Source organism: Streptomyces sp. P17 (assembly GCF_032436805.1).
GTDB lineage: Bacteria > Actinomycetota > Actinomycetes > Streptomycetales > Streptomycetaceae > Streptomyces.
On the sequence record NZ_JAVRBF010000024.1, the window covers coordinates 70816 to 88252 of the forward strand.

The window sequence follows — 17437 nt, forward strand, 5'->3', positions numbered from 1 at the left end:
GGTATCACCAAACAGGCAGAAGACGGTGCGTCAGCTGCCGTGGGTGAACGAGGGGTTGTGTAGGTATGGCGAGCTGGTATGAGGGCCCGCTGGCGGCATTCGACACGGAGACGACAGGCGTGGACGTCGAGACCGACCGGATCGTCTCGGCGGCCGTCGTGATTCAGGACGCCCCGGGCACCCGGCCACGGGTGACCCGGTGGCTGGTCAACCCGGGTGTGCCGGTGCCGGAGTCGGCGACGGCGGTGCACGGGCTGACGGAGGAGCATCTGCAGCGCAACGGCCGCTGGCCCGCGCCGGTGATGCACGAGATAGCCGAGGAACTGGCCGAACAGGCCGTCGCGGGCCGCCCGCTGGTGGTGATGAACGCGCCGTTCGATCTGACGATCCTGGATCGTGAGCTGCGCCGCCATCGGGCGTCGTCGCTCGCCCACTGGTTCGAGACGAGCCCGCTGCTGGTGCTCGATCCAAGGGTCCTGGACAAGCATCTGGACCGCTATCGCAAGGGCCGGCGCACGCTCACCGACCTGTGCGCGCACTACGGGGTCACACTGGACGGCGCGCATGACGCCGGCGCTGACGCGCTGGCCGCGCTGGATGTCGTACGGGCGGTGGGGCGCCGTTTCGCGGCGCGTCTTGAGCGGCTCTCGCCCGCCGAACTGCACACGTTGCAGGCGGTGTGGCATGCCGCGCAGGCGCGTGGGCTGCAGGCGTGGTTCGCGCGCAGCGGCACGGAGGAGGCGGTGGACCCGGCGTGGCCGCTGCGTCCGGACCTTCCGGCGGCGGCATGAAAAAGGGCCGGTCCATACGGACCGGCCCTTTTTCCCGGTGGGCGATACTGGGTTCGAACCAGTGACCTCTTCGGTGTGAACGAAGCGCTCTCCCACTGAGCTAATCGCCCGGGAACGCACTGAACAATACAGGTCTTCGCGGGCTTCCTTCAAACCGCTTCCAAGTGGGCGGCGAGGCCGCGCCGTCCGGCCCGCATCATCAGCCAGTGGTTGGCCCGGAAGACGGGCCGTCCGGGCACGGCCAGGGTTCGCATCAGCGGCTTGCGCACGTCGACGACCTGCTCGTAGCGGGCCAGGCTGCCGGTGCCGTCCGGGGTGACGGTCCAGCGCGCCCAGCCCTCCAGATCTCCGGCCATGGCGATCTCCAGCACCCCGGCCGCCGGATCGCGCCGCACCTCGCGCGCGGTGAAGGTCAGGTCGTACGGCAGGAGGGAGCGGATACGGACCACGCCACTGGTGTCGTCGAGCCGGTTCACCTCGCGCACCTGGGGCCACCACAGGGGGTAGTCCTCGGCGCGCTCCAGGGCGTCGTAGACGGCGGCGGGCGCCGCGGGCAGGGTCCACAGGCTGCGGAATCGGTAATGGGACCAGTCCATGGGCAGAGTGTGGCACCGGATCTGAGTACGTCCTGAGTATGCGCACTCATGCCGCGCGGCGTGACGCGGGCCACACTCCGAGGCATGACGCACATCCCGTCCCCAGCCGAGGAGTTGCGGCTCCTCGACGCCGAGCTGCGGCAACTGGACGCCCGCTGGTCCCAGTTGCTCGCCCGTCGCGGCTGGCTGGTCGCCACCCTGGACGCGGCCCGGCCCGCGCCGGTCGCCGCGCCGCCGCGCCCCGAGGCCTCCCCGCCGCGCGTGCAGAACGTGCTGCTGATCCTGGGCGGCGCGCTGCTCACCATCGCCGCGATGGCCTTCACGCTGGTCGGCTGGGGGCATCTGGGCATCGTGGGGCGGTCCGCGGTGCTGGGCGCGGTCACGGTGGCGGCGCTCGCGACACCGGTGCCGCTGCTGGCCCGTGGCCTGCGCTCGACGGCGGAGGCGGTGGCGGGGCTCGGTCTGGCACTGACGGTGCTGGACGTGTACGCGCTGCACGAGGTCGCGCTGAGCGAGGCGGACGGGGCCGGCTATACGGCCGTCGCGACGGCAGTGCTCGCGGCGCTCTGGACGGCGTACGGCCTGCTGCCGAGGACGGCCGAGCTGCGGCTGCCGCTGCCCACCGCGCTGACGTCGGCCCAACTCCCGCTGTTGCTGTGGGTATTGGCGTCGGACGCCGGCCCGTACTGGCTGGCCGCCGCGTTGCTGGTCACGGCCGGTTTCGACACAGCTGTGGCGCTCCGGGTGCCCACCCGTTCCGTACGGGTCGCCGCCGCCGTCGGCGCGTACGGCATGGGCGCCGGGGGCGTACTGACGGCCGGGGGTCTGTCCTGGACGGCCGCCGGTCCGAGCGCCGCCGCCCGTGCGGCGGCGCTCCTCCTCCTCGCGGCGCTGATCGCCCTGGCGGCGGCCTGGCGCACGGCTGTAGTGGCCGCGCCCCTCGGCGGTCTCCTCCTGGTCGCGGCTGTGGGCAGCGTCCCGCGTGTGGTGCTGCCGGAGGTCTGGACGGTTCCGGTGTATCTGGCGTGCGGCGTCGCCCTGTTGGCGGCGGTACGCGCACAGCGGCTGCCCGAGCCCGTGCGCCAGGGCCTCGGTCAGGCGTCCGCGGCCGTCCAGGCCCTCGCCGCGCTGTGGGCGGCACCGCTCGTCGCCGTCACCCTGCTGGGCCCGCTCGCCTGGATCGACCGCCCCTGGTCCGGCGCGCCGTCGGACATCCGAGCCGCGGTGACGGCCGAGGTGCCCTGGCCTCCGCAGTCGGAGACGGCCCCGCTGGTGCTGGCCGCCATCGCCGCCGTACTGGCGTTCACCGCCCGCCCGGGGGCGAGGACGGCGGCGCTGGTGCTCGCGTGGGCGACGGCGCTCGTCCTGCCACCGGTGCTGGAACTGCCCTACGAGGCAGGCCTGTTGGTGGCGCTGTCACTGACAGCCCTCGCCATGATCTCGGCAGCGCCGACGGCCGCCGTCCTCGCCGTAGCCACGTCCCTCCACGCGGCTCTCCTCGCCCTCGCCGCACAGTCCGCGACCCTCACCGTCCTCACTACGCTGACGATCCTCTTCGCGGCGGCCTCCTGGCGGCGCGCCGTCATAGCGGCACCGACGGCCCTCGCCTACGCCACCGCGCTGACCTGCGCGATCGGCGCCGCCGCGGACTGGGCACCGCAGCACACCGCACTGCTGGTCCTGACCGTCCCGGTGGCCGCCGCCCTGCTCGCCGCACGCGACGCCGAGGCAGCGCTCCCGATCGAGGTCACAGGCGTCACCGCGGGACTCCTCGCCATCGTGCTCACGATCACGGACCCACCGATGCTCGCGCTCGTCCTCGCCCTGGGCGGCGTGATCACCGCGGCCACGGCGCTACGGCCGGACCGCCGCCCCGTCGCCTACGCCTCCGCCGCCCTCTTCGTCCTGGCCACCTGGGTCCGCCTGGCAGCCTGGGAGGTCGGCATAGCGGAGGCCTACACGCTCCCGGTGGCCATCCCTGCCCTGCTGGTGGGCGCCCTGCGCAGGCGCCGCGATCCGCAGACCTCGTCCTGGACGGCGTACGGCCCGGGCCTGGCCGCGACCCTGCTGCCGAGCCTGGTCGCGGCCTGGGCCGACCCGCACTGGACGCGCCCGCTCCTGCTGGGCCTGGCGGCCCTGTCGCTCACCCTGCTGGGCGGCGGCCACCAGCTCCAGGCACCGCTGCTGCTCGGCGGCGCAGTGCTGGCCCTGGACGCCCTGCACGAACTGGCCCCGTACATCGTCCAGGTGACCGACGCCCTCCCCCGCTGGGCGCCTCCCGCACTCGCCGGCCTCCTGCTGCTCGCCCTGGGTGCGACGTACGAGCAGCGCCTGAGGGACGTCCGACGGGTGCGGGAGGTCCTGGGGAAGATGAACTAGTGCCGCGGCAGGCAACGTTTGCCCGTCAAGGAGCGGCGTCCGGTGCGTGCTCTCGGCGTGCCGGCCGGAAGCCCTCGTACTGGACTTACTTGGGCTTTCGTCCGGTGCGGCGAGAGTGCGTGCCGGGCGTCGCGACGGGGCGAACGTCGCCTGTCGCGGCACTAGCGGGCCGCTACGGCATCTTGTCTCCCAGCAGTGCCAGGTTCTCGATGGCGGCGAGGCCGTACAACGAGGTGTCGTTGGTGGACACCCAGGTGGCCTCGCTGCCCGGCACCAAGGAAGCCGGCCCGCTCAGTTTCTGCGTCGTCCAGGGCGCGGACTCCTTGTACCCGTCGGAGTTGTAGAACTTCTCCCACGCCCGCTTGGCCAACTTCTCGTCCCCGGTCTGCACAGCTGCGTACGCGTCAAGCCGCGAGTGACCCTGGAAGAGCAGCAGCGTCCCGAAGTCGGAGCCGTAGCGCGCCGCCTGCTCGGCCTTGGTGGCGTTGAAGTACCGGCAGTAGTCGAAGTACGCCTCGTGGAACCTGGGCATGTCGACGAGGTCGATGAGCTCGACGCACAGTTCGTTGAGGCCGAACACCGCGGACAGATGCGAGACCCCCACCACCGGCTTCTCGGCGATGGCGAACTTCCCGGTGTCCAGGTCGTAGAGCCCGGTGCCCTGCACAAATCCGTTGGGCTGCGCGGCGATGGTCTCCATCGTGGACAGCACCCGCGCCCTGGCCTTCTCCCACTTGGGCCCCTTGCGCTCCCACTCGGTCAGCCAGGCCGATACCAGACCGCTCCAGTCCGTGCCGAAGCCGACCGACAGCGCGTTCCGGTCAGGCGTGTACGGCTCGGTGCGGATCTTGCGGATCGGGTCGAGGACGAGGAACGTCTCGTCGGAGTCGACGTTGGCGTGCATGAGGTCGCCGACGCGTTCGTCGGCGGTGAGGAAGTAGTAGTAGCGCCGGTAGGTGGCGTTGGCGATGCGCTGCTGCTTGGCGCTGTCGCCGTGGTGCTGCACGCCGTGCCGGGTGCCGAGCCCCGCCCACTTGCCGATGTGGTAGACGTCGACCTCTCCGGTGTGCCGGGTCATCGCCTCGGCGAAGCGGAAGATGTCCGCGCGGCCGGAGCGCAGGTACGCGAACCAGAGCCACAGGTCCGGCGACAGCTCGGAGTTGTCCCAGGCGTAGCCGCCGATGTCGTACCGCCACTGGTGCCGGGCGTTGTCGTAGGTGTGCATGATGTCGCCGTAGTCCCAGAAGCCGTACCAACGGCGCATCTCCACCTGGTCCTTGTAGTAGGTGAAGAGGAAGTCGAGGTGGTCCTCGATCTTTGCCTTGGCGGGAGTGGAGCGGTCGGGCTCGGAGTACAGGCCGGGGCCGAAGACGCCGGCCTTGATGAGCTGCTTGGGCGGCGCGGCGAGCTGCGGCAGCACCCTTACGGCCTCGGCCTGTTCGGCCAGCGCGTCCGCCGACGGGGTCGACTCGTTGGCCCAGAAGAGGAGTTCGGAGGTGCGGGCGATGCCGTACGGGGTGCCGAAGCCGGGTTCGTAGTCCTCGTAGGTGATGTTGAGGCCTTCGAGCTGCTCGGGGAAGGTGTCCTGGCCCATGCCGTCGTGGTAGAAGCGCAGGTCCATGGGCTGCGCCTCGGGCGACCAGAGCCAGAGGGTGACCTCGGCCTCGTCGGTGTGGGCGTCGCGGATGTCGAGCTGGGCGGGGAACTTCTCCCAGAAGTCCCGCAGCCCGAAGGAGAATCCGCCGCTCACGCCACCGACATAGCCGAAGCCGTTGGCCCGCCGCCCGCCGCCGGCGCCGATCCAGCCGTAGCCCTTCTTCGTCCGCTTGCGCAGGGTGAAGCCGTCGGCGGAGAGCTGGGAAAGGGTGTAGTCGCCCCACTCGGGGATGTACTGAAGACGCGTGGTGACCCGCTGGTCCCAAGTCGCCGGGTCGGGCAGCTTCTTGCCCTCGAACTGGGCCGCCTGGACGGCCGCGCCCGGGTCCCGGCGCAGTCCGGTGATGCCCTTGACGGCCTCGCGGAGCATGCCGGTGCCCTCGCCGCCGATGCGGATGTGGCGGTCGTAGGACTGGTCGCGCATGGGGACGGTGAAGCGGACGCCGAGGCCACGGATGAAGTCGCCGCCGGCCTTGCCCGCTTCCTGGGTGCCGTCGTAGGTGATCGTGTGCACCATGCGGAAGGAGTCGGCGCCCGCGTAGAAGTAGAGGCGGATGGAGAAGGGCATCCAACTGCGGTTGCCCTTGCGGTGCTTGCCGTCGATGCGGACGACCGCGCGGACCGGGCCCTCCTGCTCGACCTCGACCTTCGCGATGGCACCGTCGAAGCGCTCGGTCTTGACCGCGCCCTGGTCCTCGTCCTCGATCTCGGGCTGGCGGATCAGGACGAGCTTGCCGTCCTTGGCGATCTCGGTGGAGCCGCGGGTGACGGACTTGATCAGTGTGGCGCCGGACGTGCCGATCTTCGCGGTGATCACACCGGTCGAGATGTCGATCGTGCCGCCGCTCTTGTCGACGGTGACCTTCTTCTCGGGGGCGGCGGGCTCACCGGCGGCGAGGGTGAGCTTGCCGGAGCCTCCCGAACTCACCGCGTGCGCGGTCCACTTGAGGGAGCCGTCGGGCCAGTATGCGATCGGCCAGGTCTGTACGGGCACGGCCTTGCCGTCCGCGTCCGTCAGCGCGAAGGTCTGGTCCTCCTGGAAGGCGCCCTTGGGCCAGGGCACACCGAGGGTCGAGCCGGGAGCCGCGCCGAGGCCACCGTCCTCCAGCCAGTCCAGGGTCACGGGGTCGCCGTCACCGGCCGCGGCTCTGGGCGCGGCCTGCGCGTCCTTGGCCCCTAGGGCCCAGCTGAACTGTGCGGCGGCGCCGGCGACGGCGGCCGCTTTGAGGAGGGACCTGCGAGGGATGGGGGACATGACCGTTCCTTCCGTGCGAATGGGATGGGCAGGGGCATGGCAGAGAGAGGTACGGCGCCTGGGGGGGGCGCCGGCCTGATGCGAGGTCAGCGGTGGTGCCGGTACCGCTCCTCCACGGCGACGGCCGCCGCCGCGACGGCCCCGATCACCGGGACCGCGAGCGGTGCGATGAACGCGGCGGACAGGGCCACGACGGCGAGACCGGCGATGATCAGAAAGGATCCGGCGGGATCGAGCACGGTCCGGCGCCCGGCGTCCGCGAGCAGTGCCCGCCAGGAGCCGCCCGGCGTCCAGACGGCCGCCGCCCGCAGAAGGGCCACGGCAAGACCGATCAGCGCGAACAGCCCGACGGCCCCGACGATCTGCCCGCCGGGCAGCCCGGCCCGCGCGGCCTGGACGTCCACCCAGACCGCGGCGGCCACGGCCCAGCCGGCGAGCCCGACGATCCATCCCCCGCGCAGGGCCGCCCGGAAGTCCGCGACGAACTCCCGCCAGCCACCGGCCTCATGGCCGGTACGGCGTCGCAGATGCCGTGCGCCGGCGGCGAAGGCCGCGGGACAGGTGACGACCCCGAGGCAGGCCACGGCGATCCACACGCCGGTGAGCAGCGCCTCGGCGAAGACGGCGAAGCGCTCGCCGAACATGGACTCCTTGCGTGCTTTCATGCGCGCCTCGGCCATGGTCAGCCCTTCAGCCCGGAGGTCGCCATACCGTCGATCAGATACCGCTGGAAGGCCATGAAGAAGGCGATGACCGGCACCAGCGCCACCAGCGACATCGCGATCATGCTGCCGTAGTTGGAGATGCCCTCCTGGTCGCGGAACATCATCAGGCCGAGCGAGACCGTGTACTTCTCAGGGGTGTTGAGGTAGATCAACGGCCCCATGAAGTCGTTCCAGGCGTTGATGAAGGTGAAGATGGCGCTGGTGATGATCGCCGGGCGGCACAGCGGAAGCACGATGGACCAGTAGGTCCTGAAGTGCCCGCAGCCGTCGAGCTTGGCCGCCTCGTCCAGCTCGCGCGGCAGCCCGCGCATGAACTGCACCATCAGGAAGACGAAGAACGCCTCCACGGCAAGGAACTTGCCCGCGACGAGCGGCACCAGCGTGTCGACGAGCTCCAGCTTGCGGAACATCACGTACTGCGGGATGAGCAGCACGTGGTACGGCAGCAGCAGCGTGCCGATCATCAGCGTGAACAGCAGGTTCCGGCCCGCGAACCCGATCTTGGCGAAGGCGTACGCGGTCAGCGAGCTGGACACCACGACACCGACCACGGCGAGGACCGCGTACATCAGCGAGTTCATGAAGAAGCTGCTGATGGAGATGCCGGAGATACCGTCGGCGAGCCCGGAGAAGTTCGCCCAGACCGGCTTCGCGGGCAGCAGGTCGAGGCTGGCGATGATGTCCTTGCTCGGCTTGAACGCGGCACCGACGACCCAGATCACGGGATACAGGACGACCGCGAGGATGAGCAGCGCGCCCACGTGCCAGACGATCGATCCGGTGCGCTTGCGCTCGTTCGCGGTGCGCACGGCAGGGCTGGTGGCGGTGGTCACTTGGCGGCCTCCTCGTAGTGCACCCACTTCTTCTGCGACCAGAACAGGACCGCCGTGACCAGCGCCACCGCTACCACCAGCGTCCAGGCCATCGCGGAGGCGAAGCCCATCTGGGCCTCCTTGAAGCCCTTCTGGTAGAGGTAACAGGTGTAGACGAGCGTGGCGTCGGCGGGCCCGCACCGGGTGTCGGAGACGACGTAGGCGGAGCCGAAGACCTGGAACGCGTGGATGGACTCCAGCAGTACGTTGAAGAACAGCACCGGGGAGATCATCGGCAGCGTGATGTTCCAGAACCGCCGCAGCGGACCGGCCCCGTCGACCTCGGCGGCCTCGTACAGTTCCCGCGGGACCTGCTTGAGGCCGGCCAGGAAGATGACCATCGGCGCGCCGAACTGCCAGATGCTCAGGGCCACCAGGGCGTAGATGACGTAGTCGGGGTTGCCGATCCAGCCGCCCACATCGAGACCGAAGATCTTCTGCGTACGGTCCACGACCGCGTCGTCGGAGAACAGCGCCCGCCACACAAAGCCCACGGAGACGCTGGCGCCGATGAGCGAGGGCATGTAGAACGCGGCCCGGTACAGGCCCTGTCCGCGCCGGCTCTGTGCGAGCAGCAGCGCGACGCCGAGCGCGAGCAGCAGCTTCAGCGGTGTGGCCACGACGACGTACTTCAATGTGACCTCGACCGACTTCTGCCAGCGCGGGTCCTGGAACATCGTCGTGAAGTTGTCGAGCCCCACCCACTGGGGCGGCGTGAACAGGTTGTAGCTGGTGAACGCGTAGTACAGCGACGCGATCATCGGCCCCGCCGTGAGCAGCAGGAACCCCGCGATCCACGGCGACATGAAGAGATAACCGGCGAGGTTCTCGCGGCGCCGCCCGCGCCGCCCGGCGGCAGGAGCGGCGGACCGCTTCTTCGCCGGGCGCACGGGCGCTTCCTTGACGAGCGTCATGGTGGTACGTCCCCTCAGCCCGCGAACGCGGCCTTGGCCTCGCTGAACAGCGCCTTGGCGGCATCGGCCGGCTTGGTCTTGCCCTGGGCGACCTCACCGCCGAGCCGCAGGAACGCCGCCTCGATGATGTCGGCGCCGGACGGGTGCGGGGTGATCTTCCCGAGGACGCCGGCGTCGGCGACCTCCTCCTCGTACGCCTTGACGCCCTTGTTGTTGTCGTCGGTGGGCGTGAACGCCTCGTACTGCTCGGTCGTGGCGAGGATGCCGCGGTCGTAGCCCATGATCTTGCCGACCCCGGGGTCATGGACCATGAAGTCGATGAACTGGGCGACTTCCTTGGGGTACTTGGTCCCGGAGAAGGCGCTGAGCATCAGCGAACCGAGGTACTGGCCGGTCTGCTTGCCGTCCGTGGTGGGGATCGGCGCGAGCCCGTAGTCCGACTCGCCCTCGCCCTCGTAGCGGATGGAGAAGTTGTCCCAGGTGAACTCGGAGGCGGCTAGTCCCGCCGACAGGCCCGACTTGGGCGCGACCTGCTCGATCTTCTTCGGGTCGGCGACAAGCCCGGACCTGACGCGCTTGTAGCCGTCCTCCCACCACTGCGTCAGATCGTCCTCGGTGAAGCCGAGATCGGAGTCGGTGAAGAAGGCCTTGCCGTTCTGACGCAGATACAGGTCGTAGAGGTACATGATGCCGAAGTAGCCGGTGTCACCGGCGATCTTCAGCCTGTCCTGGATGGTCTGGAGCGCGTCGAAGTACTCGTCCCACGTCCAGCCGAACTTGGCCTCCACACCTGCCTTCTTGAAGGCCTTGAGGTCGATGACGAGGGCCATGGTGTTGGCGCCGACGGGGATGCCGAGCTGCTTGCCCTCGACCTGACCGTTCGCCAGAACGCCGTTGCGGAAGTTCTCCAGGCTCAGATTCCCCGAGTCCGCCTGCGCCTTGAGATCCATCAGAACGCCGCGCTTGTCGTACTTGCGAAGAAAGCCGACCGCATTCTGGAAAACGTCCGGCGGATTCCCGCCGGAGGCCTGCGTCTGGAACTTCTCCCAGAACGCCGCGTAGTCCGTGAATTCCGGCTTGATCTTGATCTTCGGGTACTTCTTCTCGAAGAGCGCGATCGTCTTCTTGATGGCGATGGTGCGCGGCTCGCCACCCCACCAGGCGTAACGGAGCGTCACCGTCCCGTCGCCGGAACCACTGTCACCGCCGCACGCAGCCGTCGCGCCCAGCCCGAGCGCGGCCGCCGAAGCGCCGGCCACCTTCAGGATCGTTCGCCTCTCAACATTCCTGCTGGTTCCCATGGTTGGGCCACCTCCCCGCAGCGTCATTGCCGCCTGCATGAATCGTTTCAAGTAAGCGCTTGCTGGCACAAGTTACGGAGGGCCTCGGGGTGCGTCAATGATTCGGACAGGAATTTCTTGCGGAGGGGGGCGGCGGTCCGGGCGCCCACGGAGGCGACAAACCGCGCCCGGCGGGGAGTCGTCGCAGGTGGGGTGCGTGAGGTCGGCCGGCCGAACGGGATGTGCGACACCGGACACTCGGCCCGCTCGGCCGAAAGTCGTCTCGCCGGACGGGAGGCCGGAGCCCACACCGAACGACGACGGCCCGTCTGCTCTGAAGCAGACGGGCCGTCGTCCCGGGTGGGCGATACTGGGTTCGAACCAGTGACCTCTTCGGTGTGAACGAAGCGCTCTCCCACTGAGCTAATCGCCCGGGCGCAGGAAGAACATTACCCCATGTCAGGGCGTGCCTGTGACCAGCAAGGACACTGAGCGGCCGGCCCCCGCACCCCCTCGACGGATCACTGGTCCTTGATCTTCCAGGGCATCACGAGCCCGAACTTCCAGAGGTAGATCCCGCACAGGACGGCCACGATCACCAGACCGACCGATGTCAGAATGATGTTGCGGCGGCGCACCTTGGGGTCAAGGGCGCGCTGGGCGGCCTCGGTGACCTTGCGCTTGGTCCAGCGCAGCACCAGCTGGGCCCAGACGAACTCGGTGGCCCAGATCGCCATGCCGGCGAAGATCACCACCCAGCCGGGACCGGGCAGCGGCAGCATCACGATGCCGAGCCCCACGACCGCCAGGCCGATGACGAAGACGCCCACCTGCCAGCTCAGGTGCAGCAGACGGCGCACCTTGATGAATTCCGGCGCTCTCGAACCGAGCCCCTGCTCGGCCTTCGCGCCGTCCACTTCGGTCTCGTTCGACGCCATGGCCACCTCGCCAGGCTCGCTACTCCCCGTGTTCATACGGCCAAACCCTACCGGAGAGAAACCAGTCACCGGAATGGTCGTACCTCGCGAACGGGTCGTCGGCCGGAAGAGTTACGTAAAGGCACGCAAAACACTCAGAGGGGTTTACAACGGCACCGTAGGTGGCATGTCGATTTCGCCGACGTGCGAATCCCCGAGCGCACACTGAGCGAAAGGCCCTGGCGCTTATGAACACCACGGTCAGCTGCGAGCTGCACCTGCGCCTCGTTGTGTCGAGCGAGTCCTCCCTGCCTGTCCCCGCAGGCCTGCGGTACGACACGGCCGACCCCTACGCCGTGCACGCCACCTTCCACACCGGAGCCGAGGAGACCGTCGAGTGGGTGTTCGCCCGCGACCTCCTTGCCGAGGGCCTGCACCGGCCCACCGGGACCGGCGACGTCCGAGTCTGGCCGTCGCGCAGTCATGGCCAGGGGGTCGTCTGCATCGCCCTGAGCTCCCCGGAGGGCGAGGCCCTGCTGGAGGCCCCGGCCCGGGCCCTGGAGTCCTTCCTGAAGCGAACGGACGCCGCCGTGCCGCCCGGCACGGAACACCGGCACTTCGATCTCGACCAGGAGCTCTCACACATCCTGGCGGAGAGCTGAGGCGGGGCACCACGAAGCCGCCCGGCGCCGTCGACTCGGGGAGACGGCTCGGGCACAGGTCAACAATCGCATACGGTATGCACCGACGCCGTCACCGTGAGTCACTTGCGGGGCGGCGTCGGCGTGCGTGGGTCCGGCTCCGCCGAGGCCCGATCTCGCGGTCGGCGGCGCCTATTCGGTTGCCCCCGGCTACCACGCACCTGGCGCGGCCGTAGTGCCGTCGGCGAAGCTACTACCATCGGCCAGCATCGGCGGGCGCCCGCGCCCGACCCTCAGGCCAGGGAGCGAAACGTGCTGATCACCCACGACACCCGGTGCGCCCTCGACGCCGTCGTGGATCTGGTGAACACCGCACCGGAGGACGACACGACGGCCGACGCGCTGCCGGACGTCGCGGCGCTCGCCGATTTCGTGCGCAGGCACGAGATCAGCGATGTCGGCGTGCTCTCGGAGCTGGACCTGTCCGCGGTGCGCAAGATCCGGGCCAGGTTCGCCGCGATCTTCGCGGCGCCGGACCCCCGGGACGCCGCCGGCCTGATCAACGAGCTGGTCGCCGCCGCGGGCACCACTCCCCGGCTCACCGATCACGACGGATACGACTGGCATGTGCACTACTTCGCACCCGGTGCCTCCGTCGCCGACCACCTGGCGGCCGACGGCGGCATGGCGCTGGCGTTCTTCGTGGTCGCCGGGGAGCAGGAGCGGCTGCGGCGCTGCGAGGCCCCCGACTGCCGTCGCGCCTTCGTCGACCTGTCCCGCAATCGCTCCCGGCGGTACTGCGACAGCCGCACCTGCGGCAACCGGCTCCATGTCGCCGCCTACCGGGCGCGACGCAAGGAAGCGGCCGGCTGAGAACCTCCGGGGCCGGACATCGGCGTCGACGCGGGCCCCGGCGGGTGGCGCCGGGGGCCGCGGGTACGGCTCAGAGCAGCAGCAGGTCGTGCAGCGCAGCCATGAGCAGCAGACACCCGATCACCGCAAGGAAGATCATCAGCGGTGGCTGGGAAAGGGCGAAGAGGCATCCGCGCGGCTCGTCCTGCGGCGGCGCGGTCTCGCTCTGTGTCGTGTCCAGCATCTCGCGGGCGATGATGACGCAGTAAACGCTCCCTGTGCGATCAACACGCCCGGAAGTAGCGGGAGTTCGCCTTAATCCGCGATGTCCGGTCCGGTCGTGATCGATTACGGGCGGACGGCGACCCACTGTGTCGTTTCAGCCGGCATGCGGCCGTCATATGCCGTGCTTCTTCAGGATGGCCTCGATGTCGCTGAAGTCCTCCTGGGGGGCCGCCGCAGGCTTGGCCGCCGGGCGGGAGCTTGAGCCCATGGAGGGCGCCGAGGCCGCCGGGGCCACCGCGTCACGCCGAGCGGACCGGGCCTCCTTGCGGGCGCCGCCACCCCGGCGGCGCTCCACGGCGCGGGTGCTCGCGAACAGCATCCAGGAGGCGCCGAGCACGCCGAAGCCCGCCCACGCGACCGGACTGAAGGCGGTGTCCGCCAGCCACTCGACGACCCCGGTCATCACCAGGCCGAGCGGAACGAGCGAGTAGGCGGCGATCCTGGCGGCGGACAGGAAACGCTTGCGGTACGCCGTGACCGCCGCGATGCCCAGGCCGGCCGCGGCGACGGCGGAACAGACGGTCTCGGCAATCATCCGGTCCTCCAGACAGGATTCGGTCAGGCGCGGGGCCCTCGTCCCTTCCATCCTGCACCTGCGGGGCCCCGCCGGGCCATGCTCCCGCCGGACATCAGGGACATCTCCGGGTCGGCTCCTCCGAAGGTGCCGGTCCGGTCGTGGGTCCCTGATGGGGCTCGGCGGATCCCGGGCTGGGAGACTGGGCACATGAGCGACTCCTCCCCCGTCCGTCCCGCCGCGCCCGTCCTCGACGTCTGGTGCGAACTCCAGTGCCCCGACTGCCGTACCGCCCTCGACGACCTGCGGGCCCTGCGCGCCCGCTACGGCGACCGGCTGGAGCTCAGGCTGCGGCACTTCCCGCTGGAGAAGCACAAGCACTCCTTCGCCGCCGCGCAGGCCGCCGAGGAGGCCCTGGAACAGGGGAAGGGCTGGGCGTACGTGGAGGCCGTGCTGGGCCGGGTCGAGGAGCTGGACCGTAAGGGGGAACCCTTCCTGGTCGAGGTGGCCGGGGAACTCGGTCTGGACGCCGCGGAGTTCGACACCGCGCTGATCGACGGCCGGCACATCCTGATCGTGGACGCCGACCAGGCCGAGGGCAAGGCGATCGGCGTGACCGGCACCCCGACGTACGTCATCGGCGGTGAGCGCCTCGACGGCGGCAAGAGCCAGGAGGGGCTGCGCGAGCGCGTCGAGGAGATCGTGGACCGGCTGCTCGCGGAGGCCGGGCAGGGCTGACCTCAGAACAGGTTCTTGTACATCGACCAGCCCACCGGCACATAGCCCAGGGACTCGTACAGGCGCTCGGCCGGGGCGTTGTCCGCGAACACGTTGAGGCCGATGACCCGCTTCCGGGCTGCCATCGCCTGGGCCTCGGCCAGCAGCATCAGCGTGCGGCCGTGGCCCCGGCCGCGGAAGCGCGGGTCGGTCTCGACGTCGAAGACGTACGCCTTGTCCCCCGCCACCGACAGCCACAGGGTGCCGACGGCCTCGCCCTCGTGCTCCAGGACGCTGATGACCACGTTCTCGGTGGCCAGGCCCTGCGGGAGCAGCTTGGACATGTCGCTCAGCGCCTTGGCCCACGCCTGGCCCTCGGGCACGCCGCGCTCGATCCAGCTCTGCGCGTAGTGCGCGTTGCCGTGCTCCATCCACGGCCCGTACTCCGCCTCCGTCATGGGCCGGCCCCGGCTGCCCTCGGGCAGTTCGGGCGGGGTGGCGCCGAGCCGCTTCTCCATGCCGCGGTTGCGGTGGACGTAGCCGAGCGCGGTGGCGAGGCGGAGCGCGCCCTCGCAGTCGCCGGGCACCCTGATCTCGACGCGAGTGCAGCCCCAGCCGCGGGCCACCTCCTCGGCGGCGAGCGCGGCCACGGTGCCCCGCCCGCGCCTGCGGTCCGGCTCCTCGATGCTCAGGTCGCTGATGCGCGCGACGGTCGGCCCGAAGAGGGGGTCCGTCGCGAGGTGTATCGCGCCGACCGGACGGCTGTTCACACACACCTGGAAGTGGCGCGACAGCACCCCGTCGGCATCTCGCTGGAGCGGCTCGGTCGGCCGCAGGGTCGTGGTCATCACGGGTGTTCTACCCGCGATGGAGCCGCGCGTCAGCTTCTTTTGCCCGACCTCACGGATCTTGGTCGTGGCCGGACCGCTCGTCGAAGACCCGCATCGCCTTTGCGGTGACCGGGCCCGGGGCGCCCGGCAGTTCGCGCTCGTCGACGCGGTGCACGGCCTGGACGTCCCGCAGCGTCGACGTCAGGAAGATCTCGTCGGCCCGCTCAAGGACGTCCAGCGGCAGATCGGTCTCCTTGGCGCCCGTCCACTCCACGACCAGTTCGCGGGTGATGCCCGCGAGACAGCCGGAGGCGACCGGCGGGGTGTGGATCTCGCCGTCCAGGACGACGAAGACGTTGGACCCCGTGCCCTCGCAGAGTTGGCCGACCGTGTTGGCGAACAGCGCCTCGGAGCCGCCGTGGTGGTGGGCGCGGGCCAGGGCGACGACGTTCTCGGCGTACGAGGTGGTCTTCAGGCCGGTGAGCGCACCGCGTTCGTTGCGGGTCCAGGGGACCGTGATCACGGCGGTGGCGTCGGGGCGGCGGGTGGTCTCGCCGAGGGCGACGACGAGGGTCGGGCCGTGTTCGCCGCGGTCGGAGCCGAGGGGGCCGTGGCCGCCGGTGTAGGTGATGCGCAGCCGGCCGAGCGGCATCGGGTTCGCTTCGAGTACGGCCGTACAAGCGCGGCGGATCTCGTCGTGGTCGGGGTCCGGCAGGCCGAGGCCGCGCGCGGAGCGGGTCAGCCGGTTCAGATGCCGGGTGAGCGCGAACGTCTTCCCGTCGGTCGCCTTCACCGTCTCGAAGATGCCGTCGCCCACGGTCAGCCCATGGTCGAAGACGGAGACGCGGGCGGACTCGATGTCCTGCAACCTGCCGTCGAGCCAGATCTTCACGTGCCTAGTCCCTCTCCGCTCACCTCGTACACCCCCGACGCTACCGCGAGCAGCCGGGACGCCTTCAGCTCGGTCTCCCGCCACTCCCCCTCCGGGTCGGAGCCCCAGGTGACTCCGGCGCCGGTGCCGAAGCGCAGGACGCCCTCCGCACGGTCGATCCAGAAGGTGCGGATGCCGACCGCCAGCTCGCCGGTCCCCCGGTCCGCGTCGACCCAGCCGATGCCGCCGCAGTACGGGCCCCGGGGCGCCGTCTCCAGCGCGTCGATGATCCGCAGCGCGCTGGACTTGGGGGCGCCGGTGACCGAGCCGGGCGGAAAGGCGGCGGCGAGCAGCTCGGGCCAGCCGGCGTCGGGGCGCAGCTCGCCGCGCACGGTGGAGACGAGATGGACGAGGCCCGGGTGCTTCTCCACGGCGCACAGATCGGGGACGGAGACCGAGCCGGTGGCGCAGACGCGGCCTATGTCATTGCGGACCAGGTCGACGATCATCACGTTCTCGGCGTAGTCCTTCTCCAGCAGGTCCGCCTCGGTCCGCCCGGTGCCCTTGATCGGCCCGGACTCCACGGTCCGGCCGTCCCGGCGCAGGAACAGCTCCGGGGAGGCGGTGGCGATCTCCACGCCGTGCCCCGGCAGCCGGATCGTTCCTGCGTACGGCGCCGGGTTGCCGCGGGCCAGCAGTGCGGTCAGGGCGTCCACGTCGGCGTCGGGGGCGGCGGGCGCGGAGAGCACCCGGCAGAGGTTGGCCTGGTAGACCTCGCCGGCGGCGATGTGCTCGCGGATGCGGCGCACACCGGCGGTGTACGCGGCGCGGTCGAGGGAGGAGGTCCAGTCGTCCGCCGCGGGGCCGCGCCAGGCGCCCGGCACCGGGGCGGGCACGGGCGACTCCCGTACGTCCCGGAAGCGGGCGCAGGTCAGCCGGCCCTCGAAGTCCGCGGCGACGGCCCAGAAGCCGGTGGAGTCCAGGGCCGCGGGGTCGCTGGTGACGTCGAGGAGGCCGGTGGCGAGACGGTCGCCGAAGCGGGCCAGGGGAGGGAGGTCGAGCACGGTGTCGAGTCTATGGCGGGTGTCTCCGGGGTGACCTGGGCATGTCCTCGCGGGGGCTCTGACCACGTCCGGGAGCAGGTGGGGCGGGGGTGAGGCGCAGCACGCTGCACAAACGCGTTTTTGTACTGGCCCAGGAATCCGCTAGAGTTCAACACGTCGCCGGGACGCGCAAGCCGAACGGAAAGACAGGCGAACGTAGCTCAGTTGGTAGAGCGCAACCTTGCCAAGGTTGAGGTCGCGAGTTCGAACCTCGTCGTTCGCTCGAAAGAGCAAGGGGG

General features: G+C 70.4%; 17 protein-coding genes and 3 tRNA genes. 6 read left to right on the forward strand and 14 right to left on the reverse strand.

From position 1 onward, the window contains the following. The first annotated feature begins 65 nt into the window (after positions 1–65). The gene (locus tag RMT89_RS17515; RefSeq protein WP_315884686.1) at positions 66–791 is read left to right on the forward strand and encodes a 3'-5' exonuclease; all 726 of its coding nucleotides are present in this window, start codon (positions 66–68) and stop codon (positions 789–791) included. Between the two features lie 38 nt (positions 792–829). Here RMT89_RS17515 and RMT89_RS17520 read toward each other — a convergent pair. Both RMT89_RS17520 and RMT89_RS17525 read right to left on the reverse strand, forming a co-directional pair. Then, positions 830–901: transfer RNA gene (locus RMT89_RS17520), tRNA-Val, on the reverse strand. A gap of 39 nt (positions 902–940) precedes the next feature. Next, positions 941–1387, reverse strand: coding sequence for an SRPBCC family protein (locus RMT89_RS17525; protein WP_315884687.1), 447 nt, complete (start codon positions 1385–1387; stop codon positions 941–943). Positions 1388–1471: 84 nt separating this feature from the next. Between RMT89_RS17525 and RMT89_RS17530 the strand changes: the two genes are divergently transcribed. Next, complete coding sequence (locus RMT89_RS17530; protein ID WP_315884688.1) at positions 1472–3766, forward strand: SCO7613 C-terminal domain-containing membrane protein; 2295 nt, start codon at positions 1472–1474, stop codon at positions 3764–3766. A 172-nt stretch (positions 3767–3938) separates the two neighbouring features. Here RMT89_RS17530 and RMT89_RS17535 read toward each other — a convergent pair whose 3' ends face one another. The 7 genes from RMT89_RS17535 to RMT89_RS17565 all read right to left on the reverse strand — a co-directional run bounded on the left by RMT89_RS17535 (position 3939) and on the right by RMT89_RS17565 (position 11442). After that, entirely contained in the window at positions 3939–6677 is a 2739-nt protein-coding gene (locus RMT89_RS17535; protein ID WP_315884689.1) for a Tat pathway signal sequence domain protein, read from the reverse strand. An 86-nt stretch (positions 6678–6763) separates the two neighbouring features. Next, positions 6764–7342 (reverse strand): hypothetical protein, encoded by a 579-nt coding sequence (locus tag RMT89_RS17540; protein WP_315884690.1) that lies wholly within the window; start codon positions 7340–7342, stop codon positions 6764–6766. A gap of 17 nt (positions 7343–7359) precedes the next feature. Beyond that, positions 7360–8235, reverse strand: coding sequence for a carbohydrate ABC transporter permease (locus RMT89_RS17545; protein ID WP_315884691.1), 876 nt, complete (start codon positions 8233–8235; stop codon positions 7360–7362). Beyond that, entirely contained in the window at positions 8232–9188 is a 957-nt protein-coding gene (locus RMT89_RS17550; RefSeq protein ID WP_315884692.1) for a sugar ABC transporter permease, read from the reverse strand. The genes RMT89_RS17545 and RMT89_RS17550 overlap by 4 nt, the downstream gene beginning before the upstream one ends. Positions 9189–9202: 14 nt before the next feature. Then, positions 9203–10489, reverse strand: a complete 1287-nt coding sequence (locus RMT89_RS17555; RefSeq protein WP_315884693.1) for an extracellular solute-binding protein — start codon at positions 10487–10489, stop codon at positions 9203–9205. 340 nt (positions 10490–10829) lie between these two features. Next, positions 10830–10901: transfer RNA gene (locus tag RMT89_RS17560), tRNA-Val, on the reverse strand. A gap of 88 nt (positions 10902–10989) precedes the next feature. Further along, positions 10990–11442 carry a TIGR02611 family protein gene (locus tag RMT89_RS17565; protein WP_315884694.1) on the reverse strand — a complete coding sequence of 151 codons (453 nt, stop codon included), beginning with the start codon at positions 11440–11442 and terminating at the stop codon, positions 10990–10992. Positions 11443–11633: 191 nt separating this feature from the next. Here RMT89_RS17565 and RMT89_RS17570 point away from each other — a divergent pair, with 191 nt between their 5' ends. Next, positions 11634–12047: an SsgA family sporulation/cell division regulator gene (locus RMT89_RS17570; protein WP_004002642.1), complete on the forward strand. Its 414-nt coding sequence runs from the start codon at positions 11634–11636 to the stop codon at positions 12045–12047. 291 nt (positions 12048–12338) lie between these two features. After that, a complete protein-coding gene (locus tag RMT89_RS17575; RefSeq protein ID WP_315884695.1) occupies positions 12339–12899 on the forward strand; it encodes a CGNR zinc finger domain-containing protein in 561 nt (186 codons plus the stop codon). Positions 12900–12969: 70 nt separating this feature from the next. On the opposite strand, the gene RMT89_RS17580 is transcribed toward RMT89_RS17575, so the two are convergent. Together RMT89_RS17580 and RMT89_RS17585 are read right to left on the reverse strand one after the other, a co-directional pair. Beyond that, positions 12970–13122, reverse strand: coding sequence for a hypothetical protein (locus RMT89_RS17580; protein ID WP_176711650.1), 153 nt, complete (start codon positions 13120–13122; stop codon positions 12970–12972). 153 nt (positions 13123–13275) lie between these two features. Next, a complete protein-coding gene (locus RMT89_RS17585) occupies positions 13276–13698 on the reverse strand; it encodes a hypothetical protein (RefSeq protein WP_315884696.1) in 423 nt (140 codons plus the stop codon). A 189-nt stretch (positions 13699–13887) separates the two neighbouring features. On the opposite strand from RMT89_RS17585, the gene RMT89_RS17590 reads away from it, so the two are divergent. Then, positions 13888–14415, forward strand: a complete 528-nt coding sequence (locus tag RMT89_RS17590) for a DsbA family protein (protein WP_315884697.1) — start codon at positions 13888–13890, stop codon at positions 14413–14415. 2 nt (positions 14416–14417) lie between these two features. Here the strand turns inward: RMT89_RS17590 and RMT89_RS17595 are convergent, their stop codons facing one another. From RMT89_RS17595 to RMT89_RS17605, 3 genes are read right to left on the reverse strand one after another with little or no spacing between them, the layout of a single operon-like run. Further along, complete coding sequence (locus RMT89_RS17595) at positions 14418–15242, reverse strand: GNAT family N-acetyltransferase (RefSeq protein ID WP_315884698.1); 825 nt, start codon at positions 15240–15242, stop codon at positions 14418–14420. Positions 15243–15294: 52 nt separating this feature from the next. Further along, entirely contained in the window at positions 15295–16116 is an 822-nt protein-coding gene (locus RMT89_RS17600; protein ID WP_315884699.1) for an aminodeoxychorismate lyase, read from the reverse strand. After that, positions 16113–17159 (reverse strand): chorismate-binding protein, encoded by a 1047-nt coding sequence (locus RMT89_RS17605; protein WP_315884700.1) that lies wholly within the window; start codon positions 17157–17159, stop codon positions 16113–16115. The genes RMT89_RS17600 and RMT89_RS17605 overlap by 4 nt, the downstream gene beginning before the upstream one ends. A 189-nt stretch (positions 17160–17348) precedes the next feature. Here RMT89_RS17605 and RMT89_RS17610 point away from each other — a divergent pair. Beyond that, positions 17349–17421, forward strand: a tRNA-Gly gene (locus RMT89_RS17610). Positions 17422–17437: the final 16 nt, after the last annotated feature.

Coding starts and splice junctions, on each gene's coding strand:
- RMT89_RS17515 (WP_315884686.1), top strand. CDS start 66: ATGGCGAGCTGGTATGAGGGCCCGCTGGCGGCATTCGACACGGAGACG.
- RMT89_RS17525 (WP_315884687.1), bottom strand. CDS start 1,387: ATGGACTGGTCCCATTACCGATTCCGCAGCCTGTGGACCCTGCCCGCG.
- RMT89_RS17530 (WP_315884688.1), top strand. CDS start 1,472: ATGACGCACATCCCGTCCCCAGCCGAGGAGTTGCGGCTCCTCGACGCC.
- RMT89_RS17535 (WP_315884689.1), bottom strand. CDS start 6,677: ATGTCCCCCATCCCTCGCAGGTCCCTCCTCAAAGCGGCCGCCGTCGCC.
- RMT89_RS17540 (WP_315884690.1), bottom strand. CDS start 7,342: ATGAAAGCACGCAAGGAGTCCATGTTCGGCGAGCGCTTCGCCGTCTTC.
- RMT89_RS17550 (WP_315884692.1), bottom strand. CDS start 9,188: ATGACGCTCGTCAAGGAAGCGCCCGTGCGCCCGGCGAAGAAGCGGTCC.
- RMT89_RS17555 (WP_315884693.1), bottom strand. CDS start 10,489: ATGGGAACCAGCAGGAATGTTGAGAGGCGAACGATCCTGAAGGTGGCC.
- RMT89_RS17565 (WP_315884694.1), bottom strand. CDS start 11,442: ATGAACACGGGGAGTAGCGAGCCTGGCGAGGTGGCCATGGCGTCGAAC.
- RMT89_RS17570 (WP_004002642.1), top strand. CDS start 11,634: ATGAACACCACGGTCAGCTGCGAGCTGCACCTGCGCCTCGTTGTGTCG.
- RMT89_RS17580 (WP_176711650.1), bottom strand. CDS start 13,122: ATGCTGGACACGACACAGAGCGAGACCGCGCCGCCGCAGGACGAGCCG.
- RMT89_RS17585 (WP_315884696.1), bottom strand. CDS start 13,698: ATGATTGCCGAGACCGTCTGTTCCGCCGTCGCCGCGGCCGGCCTGGGC.
- RMT89_RS17590 (WP_315884697.1), top strand. CDS start 13,888: ATGAGCGACTCCTCCCCCGTCCGTCCCGCCGCGCCCGTCCTCGACGTC.
- RMT89_RS17595 (WP_315884698.1), bottom strand. CDS start 15,242: ATGACCACGACCCTGCGGCCGACCGAGCCGCTCCAGCGAGATGCCGAC.